13 protein-coding genes are annotated in these 13,527 nt (G+C 64.1%); 6 read left to right on the forward strand and 7 right to left on the reverse strand.

All coding sequences use genetic code 11. The annotated features are described in order from the left end of the window. Positions 1 to 18: 18 nt before the first annotated feature. Positions 19 to 855: a M56 family metallopeptidase gene (locus I6E74_RS00455; protein WP_197121952.1), complete on the reverse strand. Its 837-nt coding sequence runs from the start codon at positions 853 to 855 to the stop codon at positions 19 to 21. A gap of 2 nt (positions 856 to 857) precedes the next feature. Beyond that, positions 858 to 1,220, reverse strand: coding sequence for a BlaI/MecI/CopY family transcriptional regulator (locus I6E74_RS00460; protein ID WP_197121954.1), 363 nt, complete (start codon positions 1,218 to 1,220; stop codon positions 858 to 860). A 123-nt stretch (positions 1,221 to 1,343) separates the two neighbouring features. Between I6E74_RS00460 and I6E74_RS00465 the strand changes: the two genes are divergently transcribed. Genes I6E74_RS00465 through I6E74_RS00480 form a run of 4 tightly spaced genes read left to right on the forward strand, consistent with a single transcriptional unit; the run spans position 1,344 to position 8,013 of the window. Beyond that, the gene (locus I6E74_RS00465; protein ID WP_197121956.1) at positions 1,344 to 2,933 is read left to right on the forward strand and encodes a cytochrome ubiquinol oxidase subunit I; all 1,590 of its coding nucleotides are present in this window, start codon (positions 1,344 to 1,346) and stop codon (positions 2,931 to 2,933) included. A gap of 18 nt (positions 2,934 to 2,951) precedes the next feature. Continuing rightward, positions 2,952 to 3,992 (forward strand): cytochrome d ubiquinol oxidase subunit II, encoded by a 1,041-nt coding sequence (cydB, locus tag I6E74_RS00470; protein WP_197121958.1) that lies wholly within the window; start codon positions 2,952 to 2,954, stop codon positions 3,990 to 3,992. Positions 3,993 to 4,007: 15 nt separating this feature from the next. After that, positions 4,008 to 7,409, forward strand: a complete 3,402-nt coding sequence (gene cydD, locus I6E74_RS00475; RefSeq protein ID WP_197121961.1) for a thiol reductant ABC exporter subunit CydD — start codon at positions 4,008 to 4,010, stop codon at positions 7,407 to 7,409. A 55-nt stretch (positions 7,410 to 7,464) separates the two neighbouring features. Then, on the forward strand, positions 7,465 to 8,013 hold the full coding sequence (locus I6E74_RS00480; RefSeq protein WP_197121963.1) for a hypothetical protein: 549 nt from the start codon (positions 7,465 to 7,467) through the stop codon (positions 8,011 to 8,013). Here I6E74_RS00480 and I6E74_RS00485 read toward each other — a convergent pair. From I6E74_RS00485 to I6E74_RS00505, 5 genes are all read right to left on the reverse strand, one after another. Continuing rightward, positions 8,010 to 9,113, reverse strand: a complete 1,104-nt coding sequence (locus I6E74_RS00485; protein ID WP_197121965.1) for an acyl-CoA dehydrogenase family protein — start codon at positions 9,111 to 9,113, stop codon at positions 8,010 to 8,012. The two genes, I6E74_RS00480 and I6E74_RS00485, sit on opposite strands and share 4 nt — an antisense overlap. A 9-nt stretch (positions 9,114 to 9,122) precedes the next feature. Next, positions 9,123 to 10,064: a nucleotidyl transferase AbiEii/AbiGii toxin family protein gene (locus I6E74_RS00490; RefSeq protein ID WP_197121967.1), complete on the reverse strand. Its 942-nt coding sequence runs from the start codon at positions 10,062 to 10,064 to the stop codon at positions 9,123 to 9,125. After that, positions 10,061 to 10,594, reverse strand: coding sequence for a type IV toxin-antitoxin system AbiEi family antitoxin domain-containing protein (locus I6E74_RS00495; RefSeq protein WP_197121969.1), 534 nt, complete (start codon positions 10,592 to 10,594; stop codon positions 10,061 to 10,063). Before I6E74_RS00495 ends, I6E74_RS00490 begins: the two co-directional genes overlap by 4 nt. Positions 10,595 to 10,704: 110 nt before the next feature. Further along, positions 10,705 to 11,094 (reverse strand): VOC family protein, encoded by a 390-nt coding sequence (locus I6E74_RS00500; protein WP_197121971.1) that lies wholly within the window; start codon positions 11,092 to 11,094, stop codon positions 10,705 to 10,707. Positions 11,095 to 11,227: 133 nt separating this feature from the next. Further along, positions 11,228 to 11,593 (reverse strand): DoxX family protein, encoded by a 366-nt coding sequence (locus I6E74_RS00505; RefSeq protein WP_197121973.1) that lies wholly within the window; start codon positions 11,591 to 11,593, stop codon positions 11,228 to 11,230. 107 nt (positions 11,594 to 11,700) lie between these two features. On the opposite strand from I6E74_RS00505, the gene I6E74_RS00510 reads away from it, so the two are divergent. Continuing rightward, on the forward strand, positions 11,701 to 12,120 hold the full coding sequence (locus I6E74_RS00510) for a helix-turn-helix domain-containing protein (RefSeq protein WP_231604441.1): 420 nt from the start codon (positions 11,701 to 11,703) through the stop codon (positions 12,118 to 12,120). Between the two features lie 102 nt (positions 12,121 to 12,222). Beyond that, positions 12,223 to 13,497: an MFS transporter gene (locus I6E74_RS00515; protein WP_307784340.1), complete on the forward strand. Its 1,275-nt coding sequence runs from the start codon at positions 12,223 to 12,225 to the stop codon at positions 13,495 to 13,497. Positions 13,498 to 13,527 lie beyond the last annotated feature (30 nt).

Here is a 13,527-nt window from a genome sequence, read left to right on the forward strand (position 1 = left end):
GGACTAGCTTGTGTCGCTCTAGGCGAGACGAAGCAGTCGAGCGCGCAACTCCTTAGGCGTCGATTCGGGCATTGCTGAGGAGAGTTCGCTGCGCCGGGGAAGCGCGCCTCCCTCAGAAACGATCGTGATGGCGCGAGCCAAGCTTCCCCGCCCCACGTGCACCAGGGCGTTGTCGTCGGCGTGCATCTCGAGCAAGAGGGCGACTTCGCGGGAGGCGTTGCGGGCGGTGGGCAGCCAGGGCAGCGACACTTTCCACGCGGTGAAGAAAATCAGCACGATGTCATGACGCAATCGCACATGGGCGCGTTCGTGTTCGATCACCGCCTGGAGTTCTTCTTCGTCGAGCAACTGCAGCAGACCGGCGCTCAACACGGTGATGGAGGTGAGCGCACCCGGGAGGCAGTACGCGACCGGGGCCGGAGTGTCGATGAGGCGCGTACCAGGGCGGCCAGCAATTGGTTCGCTCAAGAGGGTGATGAGTTGTGAGTGGCGGGCTCGCTCACGCTCCGCGTAGACGACGGTGACGAGGAGATTGAGCAGCAGGTGCGCGGTGAGGAAGAGAGCTCCCGAGAGTGCCAGTAGCGACCACACCGACGAACCTTCGGGGAGTTCGTTGTGGGTGACGAAGCGCCACATGCCGGTTGCGGCATCCGGAAGATCGGTGGCGAAGGTGGCCGCACCGAGCAGCACGAGAGAACCAATCATGCTGAAGCCACCGATGAGGGCCACAAGTTGCCACACCAGCAGTCCGAGTGCGGGGCGACGGTAGGCCCACCGCGCACCGGGAAGGATCACCGGCACAGGCCAAGCCAAGAGGATGGCGATGACTCCGAGCGTGATCGCCGCGGCTACCACCGTTAGCGCCCGGCGAGAATACGGCGGAGGGTCTCAGCTTCTTCGTTGGAGACTTGCCCGACGAAACGCTCAAGAACAGCGGTGCGATCGTTGGCCCCGCCCAAGACTTCGTGCATGAGGTCGGCCATATGTTCAGCACGAACCGATGCTGCGCGGTAACGGTGCGGGCGCACATCTCGCTCGCGCACTACATAACTCTTCTTTTCAAGGCGAGAAAGTACCGTGAGAATAGTGGTGGCGGCGAGTTCGCGGCCCGACGATTCAGGGGACGCCAAAGCGGCCTGCAAATCGTAGGCTGAGAGACTTTCGGCGCTCGCCCACAGCAGGTCCATGACACTGCGTTCGAGTTCACCAAGCGAATTCATAAACGAATTCTACCCTAAGTAGAAATAACTTCTACGAGGGTGTAGAAATGTTATACAGCACTTACCCAGCTAAAACATTGGCTGCTGTTACGAGGGCAATCGTCACAATTAGAGAGGCCAGGAGTGGACCCCCTAGAGATCGCCAGATGGCAATTCGGAATTACTACCGTTTACCACTTCATCATGGTTCCGCTTACGTTGGGTCTCGGCCCTATCGTTGCGCTCATGCAAACCCAGTGGGTGCGCACCGGCGACGAAAAGTGGCTGCGCATGACCAAGTTCTGGGGCAAGTTGTACCTCATCAACTTCATCATGGGTGTGGCCACGGGCCTCGTTCAGGAGTTCCAGTTCGGCATGGCGTGGAGCGAGTATTCCCGTTACGTTGGTGACGTCTTCGGCGCACCGCTCGCGATGGAAGGCCTGCTCGCTTTCTTCTTCGAGTCCGTCTTCCTTGGCCTCTGGATCTTCGGCTGGAGCCGTCTCCCCAAGAAGCTTCACCTTGCAACCCTCTGGATCGCTGTTGCCGGTTCGATCGTTTCCGCCTTCTTCATCATCGTGGCGAACTCGTGGATGCAGCACCCGGTTGGTGTTGAACTCATCGATGGCCGCCCCGTCATGACCGACATTTGGGCCGTGCTCACCAACAACACCGCCCTCTCCGCTTTCTCTCACACGGTCACCGGCGCTATCGCCGTCGGTGCTGGCTTCGTCGTCGGCATCTCCTGGTACCAGCTCTGGCAGCGCCGTCGCGACGGAATCGACACGGTGGATGCCACGGGTCGTGTCGTCGTCGGCGAAAACCTCAGCATCCCCGGCCGCGACCGCAAGGACCACAGCGTCTGGATCAAGAGCATCCGCATCGGTGCCGTCATCGCGATCCTCGGGTTCGGTGCGCTCTCCATTACCGGCGACCTTCAGGCCAAGCTCATGTTTGAACAGCAGCCCCTGAAGATGGCAGCCGCTGAAGCCGCGTGCCACGACGGCACGAGCTTCTCAGTGCTTTCGATTGGTCCGCTCGGAGGCCAAGACTGTGAAGATGTCGTGGGCATTATTGAAATTCCGGGGTTGCTCTCGTTTCTCGCTCACGGCGATTTCGATACCGAAATTCAGGGTGTGAACACCCTCATCCCGCAGTACCAAGAGTTGTACGGCACCAACCTCCCCGATGACCCGCTGTATGGCGAGCGTGCCGGCCAGGAGATCGACTACCTCCCTCTCATGGAAGTCACCTACTGGGGCTTCCGCCTCATGATCGGCTTCGGGATGCTCGCGGCAGGGTTTGCAGCCCTTACGCTCTGGATCGTTCGCAAGGGCACCGTGCCGCAGTCGAAGTTCCTCATGGGAACAGCGCTGCTCAGCATCGCAGCCCCCTTCGGCGCCAACATCGCCGGCTGGGTCTTCACCGAGATGGGCCGCCAACCTTTCGTGGTCGTGCCCAACCCGACGCCCGGTGGCATTGACGGTGTCTACATGTTCACCGCCGCCGCCGTCTCCCCCGGCGTCAGCGGCGAAGAGATCATCTTCTCGCTCGCCGCGCTTGCTCTCGTCTATGCCTTCCTGATGGTCTTCGAGATCAAGCTGCTGGTCAAGTACGTACGCGGTGGCGTTGCCTCGGCAATGCCTCAGCTCGGGCATCCAGAAGACGACGGCAGCGACCCTGACGATCCCAACAAACCAGACAAGCGCGACGACGTTCTCGCGTTCGCCTACTAAGCAGAAGGGCAGCTACTCATGGATCTTCCTACACTCTGGTTTATCGCGATCGCCGCTTTGTGGATCGGCTACCTCCTTCTCGAAGGCTTCGACCTCGGTGTCGGCATGCTGTTGCTCTTCAGCACCCGCAAAGACCGCGAACGTCGCCTCATGCTCAATGCCATCGGCCCGGTCTGGGACGGCAACGAGGTCTGGCTCATCACGGCCGGAGCCGCCACCTTCGCAGCATTCCCGTTTTGGTATGCATCACTCTTCTCGGCGCTCTACATCCCGCTGACGATTGTGCTCGTGAGCCTCATCTTCCGCGCGGTTGCTATTGAATACCGCGGTAAGGGCTCCACCGACAAGTGGCGCATGTGGTGGGATCGCGCTCTCGGGCTCGGCTCGCTCGGTTCCGCTTTCGGTATCGGTGCGGCGCTCGCGCTAACCACCACCGGCCTCCCGATCGACGCGAACGGTGACCGCGTTGGCGGTGCTTTCGCGTGGTTCACTCCGTACGCCGTGCTCGGTGGCCTTGCCGTTGTCGGTTTCGCTCTCGTGCACGCCTCCGTCTTCCTCGGCCTCAAGACCGACGGCGACGTGCGCGTTCGTGCCCGCAACTTCGTCGTGCGCTGGAGCCCCGTTGCTCTGCTGCCGATCGTGGCCTGGGTACTCATCATTCAGTTCCAGAACGGCACCCTCATTACGTGGTTGCTCGTTGTGGTCGCGGTGATCGCGGTCGTCTTCGGTTGGATCAGTGCGCGAGCCGGGCGTGAAGGCTGGGCCTTTGTGGGCATCGCAGCGTTCTTGGTCGCGGGAGCGTCATCCATCTTCGCCGCGGTCTACCCCGTAGTGCTGCCGTCGACGATCGACCCCGCGTTCAACCTGACGATCTCCAACGCGGCGAGTGGCGAATACACCCTCGGCGTGATGAGTGTCGTGACCGCCTTTGGACTGCCGCTGGTCTTCATCTACCAAGGCTGGACGTACTGGGTGTTCCGCAACCGTCTGAGCGAGCACCACCTCCCCGAGGCTCACATTGTAAAGCCCGCGGTTGCCCCCGCTTCTTCAGCTAGCTAGGGCACGATGGAGGGCATGAGAGCCAAACTCCACGAACGACTCGCAGCAGGCTTCGGCCCGGGCGGTGTGCACACACTGTTCGGGCTGGGGCTACTGTCGTCCCTCAAGGGATTGGCCCTCGTGCTCATGGCCGAGGCCGTCGCTCGCGGCGTCGTCGGCGTTATTGAAGCGGATGCCACAGCCTGGCAGTTCGCGATCGTGCTGGGTGTCGCCGCCGGCCTTCTCCGCGCGGCTACTGCCTGGGCTACTGAAAGTTTCGCGACCCGCGCCGCGTTAGGCGCCAAGGAGTCTCTGCGCCACGAACTCGCGGAGCGAGTACTCACCGGTTCCGATGCTCGCCCGGGCGCAAGCACCGCGATTGCCACGGTGGGGCTCGATGAGCTCGACAACTACTTCCGCGTGGTGCTGCCGGCGATCGTCACGACCGCAACGGTTCCGCTGCTGATTGGCGCGCGCATCCTCTCGGTGGACTGGGTGAGTGCGCTCATCATTGTGCTGACCGTGCCGCTCGTGCCGGTATTCATGATTCTTGTGGGCGGGCACACGCGCGAGCGAGCCGATGCCGCCAGCGCCAGCCTCGAACGTCTCTCCGACCATTTGGTCGAGTTGGCCCGCGGTCTGCCCGTGCTTGTCGGGCTAGGTCGAGTTGGCGAGCAGTCGAAAGCGTTGCGCGCGATTTCTGTCGAGAACCGCACGAAGACGATGGAAACCTTGCGCACCGCCTTCCTCTCCGCGCTCGTTCTGGAACTCATCGCGACCATTTCGGTTGCGGTCGTCGCCGTTTTCGTCGGCGTTCGACTCGTGGATGGTCAGCTCTCCCTCACCGTCGGCCTCATCGCTCTCGTGCTCGCGCCCGAGTGTTTCGCACCCTTCCGCGAGTTGGGTGCCGCGTTCCACTCCTCCGAGAATGGACTCACCGCTCTGCGCCGCGCCCGCGCGATCATCGATGCGCCGCGCGCTCGGGAGCACCGCCAAAGTGCTGGTGGTTTCCGGGTCGTGAACCTCACGATCGCGTATGAGGGTCGTGCCGTTCCCGCGGTCGACGAGCTCAGCTTTCGCGCCGCCCCCGGCACCATCACCGCTCTGGACGGACCAAGCGGCAGCGGAAAATCCAGTGTTCTCGAGGTGCTCGCGGGCAATCGCGAGCCCAGCGGCGGCAGTGTGTGGGGCATCGACGTTTCCCGCGTGGCGTGGGTTCCGCAGCATCCGCACACCGTTGCTGACACCGTGCTCGACGAACTTCGCCTGTACAGCAGCGACGAGAAAGCGATCAAGTCGGTGCTGCTCGACCTCGGCCTCACCGGTGTCGCGGATGCCGACCCTCGCCAGGTAAGCCCCGGCGAGTTGCGCCGCATTGCCGTCGCGCGCGGACTGCTGCGCGTCGAAGCGGGCGCCACCCTGTTGCTACTCGATGAGCCGACCGCACACTTGGATCCGGCATCCGCTGCGCGTGTGGAAGCAGCGCTTGCTGAGCTTCGTGGTCGTCCCGTGACAGTGCTCGTTGCTTCGCACGAGTCGGGAATCGCCGCGTTGGCCGACCAGGTTGTGGAGGTGGGCGCTTCGGGCGGAACCCGCGCTGTTGAAGCTCGCGTTGATCCATTGACCGTGGGCGGCGACGTGGATGCTGACGCTCTCGACGCGCCCCGCACCACCCGCGCGACTCTCGCCAGCCTGCTCGAGTTTGTGCGCCCCACCCTCGGAACCCTCGTCGGAGCGATCGCTCTCGGCACGGGCGCGAGCCTCTTCGCTCTCTCCCTCACCGCCCTCTCGGGCTGGTTGATTGTACGGGCCAGCGAGCAGCCGCCGATCATGTTCTTGCTCGTCGCCATTGTGGGCGTGCGGTTCTTCGGAATCGGTCGTGCGGCACTGCGCTACGCCGAACGCCTCGCCACCCACCGCGCTGTGCTCGGCTCGGTGATTGAGCTGCGGGTTGCCCTCTGGAACGGTCTGGGTGCTCTCGCTCTGGGCTCGCGTGCTCTCGCGAATGGCGGGGTCGCGCTCGACTATCTCGTTGCTGCATCCGACCGGGTTCGCGATCTCGTTCCCCGCGTGGTGCTGCCTCCCGCTGTTGCTCTCGGCACCTCGCTCGCCGCCCTCATCGCCGTCGGGCTGCTGCACGCTCCCGCTGTTCCCGTGCTGCTCGCGGGTCTCGCCGTCGGGCTTGTGGCGGCGCCCATCATCGCCGTGATCGTGGACCGCTCGGCCGCCAACGGCATCGCCGAGGTGCAATCCCGCGTCGTGCGCGCCTTCGCCGCCATGACCGGTGCTGCCACCGACTTGCGCGCCAACGGTGTTGGTGGGCGGATGCTCGCCCGCCTCGATCGCATCGACGCCGAAGCCGGCGCGCTCTCCCGCCGCAGCGCCCGCGCCCTCGGAATCGGCAACGCCGTCGTCGTACTCGCCTGCTCGGTGACCGCCGTCGCGATGCTGCCCGTCGCCGCGCCCGCCGTCATCGCCGGCACCCTCCCCATCGGAATCGTCGCCGTGCTCGTGCTCATCCCCATCGGGCTCGTTGACTCGCTCATCGCCTTCGTCGACTCCGTGCAGCAGTGGCCGGCGCTCAGCGCCGCGCTGGCGAAGGTGCGCGGGGTTACCGCAGGGGTTGAGCGTGCGGATGGTGCTGGCGGTGGCGTTTCAGGCCGAGCTTCGGCAGACGACGCTGCGGCACGTAGCGCGGCGGGAAAGCGCCGCGGCAACCGCGCGCAGGCCGGAGCCGCGAGCGCAGACCAGCCCCTCGGTGACGTGACCGTTCTCGAACTGAGCGAGCTCGGCATCCGCTGGCCTTCGAGCCCGACGCTGGCGTTCTCGGGCGCGACCGCTCGGGTGGAGCGCGGCGAGTGGCTTGTCGTGGAGGGTCCATCGGGCGCGGGTAAGTCGACGCTGTTAGCGGCGCTGCTCGGGTATCTTCCGGCGGCCGCGGGTTCGTGGAGCCTCAACGGGGTGGATGCCCGAGAGCTCTCGCCCGAGCGACTGCGCGTGGCGGTGACGTGGTGCCCGCAGGAGTCGCACCTCTTCGATTCGACGATTCGCGCGAACCTGCTGTTGGGTCGTGCGCACGACGACCAGCCGACCGAGCAGGAGCTCGTTGCGGTGCTGCGCCAAGTGGGTCTTGGCCCGCTCTTCGATTCGCTCGACCGCGGCCTCGACACTCGCGTCGGCTCGGCGGGCGAAAGCCTGTCGGGCGGCGAGCGTCAGCGCCTGGCTGTTGCGCGCACGCTGCTAACCCGGGCGGATGTCGTGCTGCTCGACGAACCGACCGCCCACTTGGATGCCGCGAGCGCCGAGCAACTCATCACCGACCTGCGCACGGCTCTCGCCGACAAGATCGTGGTGCTCGTTAGCCATCACGACGATGAGCGTCGCGACGACGACGTGAGCTTGAGGCTCGGGGCGCGCGAGCAGGTTCCTTCGCTGTAACCTCGAGTGAGAACGAGTCACATTTCGGGGTGGCTCGAGGGAATGGGGACCACTGATGACAGCGACTCCAGAAGAACGCCTTGACAGCGCTCCGACCCCGGTGGGCTCTCGCCCACACCGACGCATCAAGGACATGGCCGCCTTTCTGGGCTGCGTTGCGGTCGCTGTTGCTCTCGGCAGCGTGTTCGTAGTCGCGGCAAGTCCCTACTACGGCTCGACTGCCCTGCGAATGCTGCACACCCTGGCTCAAGCGAGTGCGGTGGGTCTCCCGGTAGCGGCACTGTTCGGGGTGCCGGCATGGTTGTGGCTGAGCGCGAGGGTTCCCGCTCGACCGCTCCTGATCGCTCTACTTATCGCGGTGAGCCCTCTCGTCGGGATCGTGCCGGGCGTTGTCGTCCTCACAGCGGGACTGACCGTCCACGCAGACCCTCCCGTATTCCTAGGCCTGGGCATGATCGCTGGCGGGGCGTGGAGCGCCCCCATCGCTACCGCGCTGTATTACTTGGTTTTGGGCAAGCGACCGCTCATTGCAATCGCATTGGGTGGTGTCGTGGTTGTTCTCGCCCTCCTCGGCTGGGTGAGCATCTGGGGCAGCGCTGGCTAGTTACCGAACAGGTCGCTAGCGACGGTCTTGTACACCGACTCCGGGTTCGAGGGGTGGTAGATGCCGGCGAGCACATCGCGTTGTAGGCGCGAGAGTTCGCTCGTGCTGCGGAAGGCTCCTCCCCCGGCTGAACGCATCACCTGGTCGACGACGTGGCGTGCGGTTTCGATGCTGCGGTGCTTCACACCGGTCAGTTTGCGGAACCAGCCAGCCCCGTGATCCACGAGCCCATCAACGTCATCGACGATGTTGTGCAGTTGGGGTTCGATCGCATCGAGCGCAAGGGCGGCATCCGCCATGCGCCAGCGCAGATCTGGATGCTCGGAGTACGCCTCTCCGCTCATGGCCGAGCTGCGCTGCTGCAGCGCTTCGACACCGAGTTCGAGGGCGCGGTCGGCGAGCCCCGCATAGACGGACGCGATGAGCGGCAAGAAGTTGGCGAAGACAGCGAAGATGAACGGATCGGCGTTGGGGCCGACGGGCAGCACGCGGGCGACCCGGTTCGCGGGAACGAAGGCGCCATCCAGCACCGTCGTGTGGCTTTGGGTGGCGCGCATGCCGAGGGTGTCCCAGTCGCCGAGCGAACGCCAGCCGGGCTCGTCGCGAGAGATGAAACCATGCACGAGGGTTTCGGTGCCATCGACGGCGGTGTGCTTGCCGAAGAGGCCCAACTGGGTCCACGCCGGAGACAGTGAGGTGAAGATCTTGGTGCCCGTGAACGCGTAACCGCCCTCGACAGTTTCGGCGGTGGTGAGCGAGTCCCACATGACGAGATCGTTGCCGGGTTCGCTCAAGCCGAAGGCGAAGACTTCGCCAGCTTCGGCATCCGCCAACAACCAGTCGAGGCTCGAGTCGCCGCGCTCGCGCAGAGCCCAGGCGACGCCGATCCAGACGAGGTGCATGTTGATGGCGAGCGCCGTGGCCGGAGCGTACGCGGCAAGCAGGCGCTGGTCATCCGACAGCTCACGCAGACTGCGCGGCTTGAGGTAGCCGACGGCACGCAACTCTTGCAGGTCTTCGGTGAAGAAGATGTTCTCGCGGTCATAGCGTTCGGCGCGCGAGCGGATGCGGTTGAGCAGTGCTGGGGTGAGTACCGTCATGGGTTCACGCTACCGCGCCGCGCTTCGTGCTATCTCTGCGACCCACTCGTTGAGCGTAGCCAGAGCTTCTTCGAGACTCGCCTTGATCGCGGCTTGATCGGCCGGCTTCTGCCATCCTTCTACCCAACTTTCCCATGTCGTGATTTCGGGCGGCCACCTACGAGGCGTGAGCCCGAGTTTCTCCGCTTCAGCCGCGCGCGCTCCAAAAACATCCTCGGCGGCGGCCTTCACCGTGAAGAGTTCGCTACCGGTGGGAAAGAAGGCGTCACGCAGCAAAAGCAAGTCGACCACGTCGCGAACCCGGTCGTTGAAGAACGGTTTGCCGCCGTCTTCTGGGGTTGGGTCATCGGGATCGGTGCAGGCGTGGAGTTTCTGCGCGACCTGGTAGGCCATAGTTATTCCCGCAATCTCGTCGGGAATACCTAGACCCAAAGCGCTGAGGTCGGGAGCCGTAAAGCGCTCGTCACCCTCCCCAATCTTGCCCTCGGAAAATGACACTTCGACTTTGATTTTGCGGAACACCTGTCCACGAATCTTGAGTTGGATGTGAAACCGTCGCGGCTTTTTCGTCGTGCGTGCATTCTCAACTGTCTCGATCTCAGTGCGCGCCAACTCGAATGGCTCCCACGGCTCCGCAAGGGTTGTATCGAGTGCGGACTCAAAGTCCGCTATCGCACCCCGGTAGACAGTGTCCACGTCTTTCGTCGCACGCGCGCCAATTTCAAGACGATGTTCGAGATAGGCGCCACCTTTGACCAGAAACTCTGGGCGACCATCGGCGCCCAGAGCTCTTTGCAGCACCGCCATCACGATCACGGAACCGGCGAGCCAGCCAAGACGGTCAACCGCCTGATCGGTCTTTTTCGCCGCCGCATTAAGAAACGAATTGAGAGCCGCGGTGTTCTTGGGCGGAGCGTCGCGCGGCGGGAGCCCTTCGAAGATGCCGGTCACAGGTTACTCTCTAGCTCGATCATCTCTCCCGCGGTCAGCTGCCCTCGCGCACGTGCGGCTTCGATTGCCTGATGCAGAAGATGCCTGGGAACCTTTGTCTCAATTCCTTGTTCGATCGCCGTGAGCACCGTGACGACGGGGATCCCCTCCCACCAGCTTCGTTCGCGTGGTGAAAGGTGGTCGCTATGGAGTTGCACGCCGGCAATGTTGCGGCGCACTCGCGTCTTCCCGATGTTGACGTGGATGATGTCGGGATTGATGTCGCAGAGGTCGTGCACCAGCAAGGCCGTGTCGTGCGACAGGATCGCGTCGGGCGCACCGGTGGCGAGCACAGCACGCATGTAGTCATCGCGTTCAGTGTGAGGCAGCTCAGGGAACCGGTAGAGCCCGTGCGAGACGCGTTCTAGCTTTTCTCGTGATGCCAACTTGGCCAGCTCCACAGCCGAGAAACCCAACTCTCGTGCATCCTGAGTGGTCACGAATCCGTACTGCGTTGTAGCGATTGGCCAGAGCTCTGTTCGCAAGGTCATGGTTCCTCCGTGCCAAAACTATACCAAAATTAGTATAGTTTTGACACTGCGCATCATCTGGCCTTTAGCCATCTAGTGGGTGATGCGGGTCTTGCAGGCTCGTCCCATAGCTACGCCTCAATAACCGAGAGCACGTTGCCAGCGGGATCCTTGAACCACGCGATCTCCGGCCCGTGCCCGCGCATGATGCCCTTCGCGTCAGTGCCGAGCTCCCCCATGAGGTCGCCGTCGCTATAGATCTTGGTGACCACGCCACGCTCGTTGAGCGCATCGACGGCAGCTTCGACATCCTCCACCGCAAAGTTCAGGATGGTGAAGCTCGCTGGCTCGTGGTTCTCTTTCGGGTAAATCGTGACCTCGGCGCCGCCGGGCAGCGTGAGGCGCAGCGTGCCCATCCCGCCATCCGCAACCGTGAGGCCGAGGCTGTCACGGTAGAAGGCCGCAGCGGCATCAAGATCGTTGACGCTGAATCCAGAGAATGCGTTCTTCGGAGCAAACATCGTGCACCATCCTTGTCGCAGCTAGCGCGCACCGATGGGGCGCTGGGGCTAGCGTGCGTTCACAGTCCACACCCGCTGCGAGTCACGCGCAACCCTCGATCGGCGCCCAGCGGCCCCGAACGGCAACGACCGCTTAAACCCCGGAGAACCGTGCGATCGCGACGAAGAGAGCGAGCAGCAACAGCACCGCGTTCACGGGGAGCGTCTTGAACTCACCACGGCGAACGTGCAACACCACAGCGACGACCTGCACGAGAACGAGGCCCACGGCAGCAATCGCGGTCAGGATGGGCAGCACGCCGGTGAGCGCCGGCAAGATCAGCCCGAGAGCACCCAGAACTTCCACGGCACCGATCGCGCGCAGCATGCCGAGCCCACCGCGTTCAGCCCACGGGAATGTCACGAAGGCTTCGTCTTTCGCGATTCGCACCTTCTGGCCGCCAGCGGCGAGGTAGGCGAGGGCGAGAAGTCCGGAGGCGATCCATACGGCAATGATCATTGATGCTCTTTCTAAGTTGGTTATGATTAGTGCCTAAGGCACGATCAGTAACTTAGACTGGTTCGAGCAGCCTCACAAAAGGCACACCGAGGTAACCAAGGAGCAGAATGTCCGACCGCGAGCTCGAAGAAATGTGTCACTCGAACGATGGCATCGTTGTGCGCGAAACCTTTGACCGCATCGGCGATAAGTGGACGCTGCTCGTCGTCGGCATGTTGGCCGATGGCCCGCTCCGGTTCACCCAGCTGCGCCATCAAGTTCCGGGAATCTCGCAGCGCATGCTCACTCGCACCGTTCGCCACCTCGAACGCGACGGGCTGCTCACCCGCACCGCCTACCCGGAGGTTCCCCCACGCGTCGAATACGAACTCACGGCACTCGGGCAAAGACTCCTCCCGCCAGTGCGTGCTCTCGCCGAATGGGCGCTCGCTAACTCTCTTCAGGTTGAAGAGCATCGGCGTGCCTACGACCACGCAGAAGCGCAATCGCCCGCAAACACCACCGCAACCGCAGCCCCACGCACCTGACTTTTAGCACGCGAGACACGAGTACGATTTTGGCTAGGCGTTACGGCAGAAGCAGCAACGTCACGCGCTAGCCCGACGGTGGCTTCGAAGGGTTGAGTGGTTGTGGTTTCCTCTGACGTGAACGTGGTTCGCACGGGTCGCCGTTCGTCAGCACGGTGGTTGCCGTGGGTGAGCGTCGTCGCCGCAGCGGGCGTGATCTCGGTGATGACCGCTCCGGGTCAAACCGCCGGAATCTCCGTCTTCACCGACCCCCTCATCTCTGAACTCGACGTCTCCCGCACCGGCATCTCGGTCAGCTACTTCTTCGGCACGATCGTCGGAGCTTCGGCTCAACCCTTCATCGGCCGCGCCCTTGACCGCTTTGGGGCCCGCTCCGTCACCATCGTCATCGGCGGCCTCTTCGCGAGCGTGCTGCTCGCCCTCAGTTTCGTCGACGGCATCGCCGGATTGACCGCTGGCTTTGTCGGCGTGCGGATGCTCGGCCAGGGCGCCCTCAGCCTCGCCGCCACCACGGCTGTCGCCCGCGCCATCACCCACCGCCGCGGGCTGGCACTCGGCATCACCGCCGCGATCGGATCGGCCGGAATCTCCCTCGCACCCGTCGGCCTCGAACGGCTGATCTCGGCCGTCGGCATCCACGCTGCCTGGCGCTGGGAAGCCGCGATTGTGCTCGTCGTCGTCGTGCCCCTCGCGTTCATCCTGCCGAAGCGCACCCGGGTTGTTGCCAGCGACGACGACCTCTCGACGGCGCAGATCGTCATCCAGAAGGAATCGTGGATGCTCGGCGAAGCAGCCCGCACCGGCATGTTCTGGGTCATCGCGGCCTCCCTCGCCGTCTCGGGCATGCTCAGCACCGGCCTCGCGTTCCACCAGATCGCGATCCTCGGCGAGCGCGGCCTGACCCCGTTTGAAGCGGCTGCCAACTTCTTGCCGCAAACCGTCACGGGCATCGCCGCGACGCTGGTCGTCGGCGCGTTCGTCGACCGCGTGAGTCCCAAGCTGTTCGTCATCTTCTCGATGCTGACGCTCGCGGGTTCGCTGCTGTTGCTCTCCGTCGTGGGCCCCGACGGCACCGCCGTGCTCTACGGCCTCGTGCTCGGCGCTGCCGGCGGCACCCTGCGCGGGATGGAGGCCGCCGCCTATGTGCGCTACTACGGCACCGCCCACATCGGCTCCATTCGCGGCGTCACGACCGCGATCGCTCTGGGCTCGACGGCCCTCGGCCCCATCGCGCTCTCGCTCGCCGTCGATGCCAGCGGCAACTTCACCGAGCCGGCCTTCTGGTTCGCGAGCCTGCCCATTGCCGTCGCTGTGCTCGCGCTGTTCGTGCGTCCGCCGCAGCGTCGCGCGGTTGTCCGAACGTCCGAACCCGCCTAACCCCGCACCCGTACGCTCCTACGCCCCTGC

The sequence above is a fragment of the Salinibacterium sp. SWN139 genome, from assembly GCF_015864625.1.
Classification (GTDB): domain Bacteria; phylum Actinomycetota; class Actinomycetes; order Actinomycetales; family Microbacteriaceae; genus Rhodoglobus.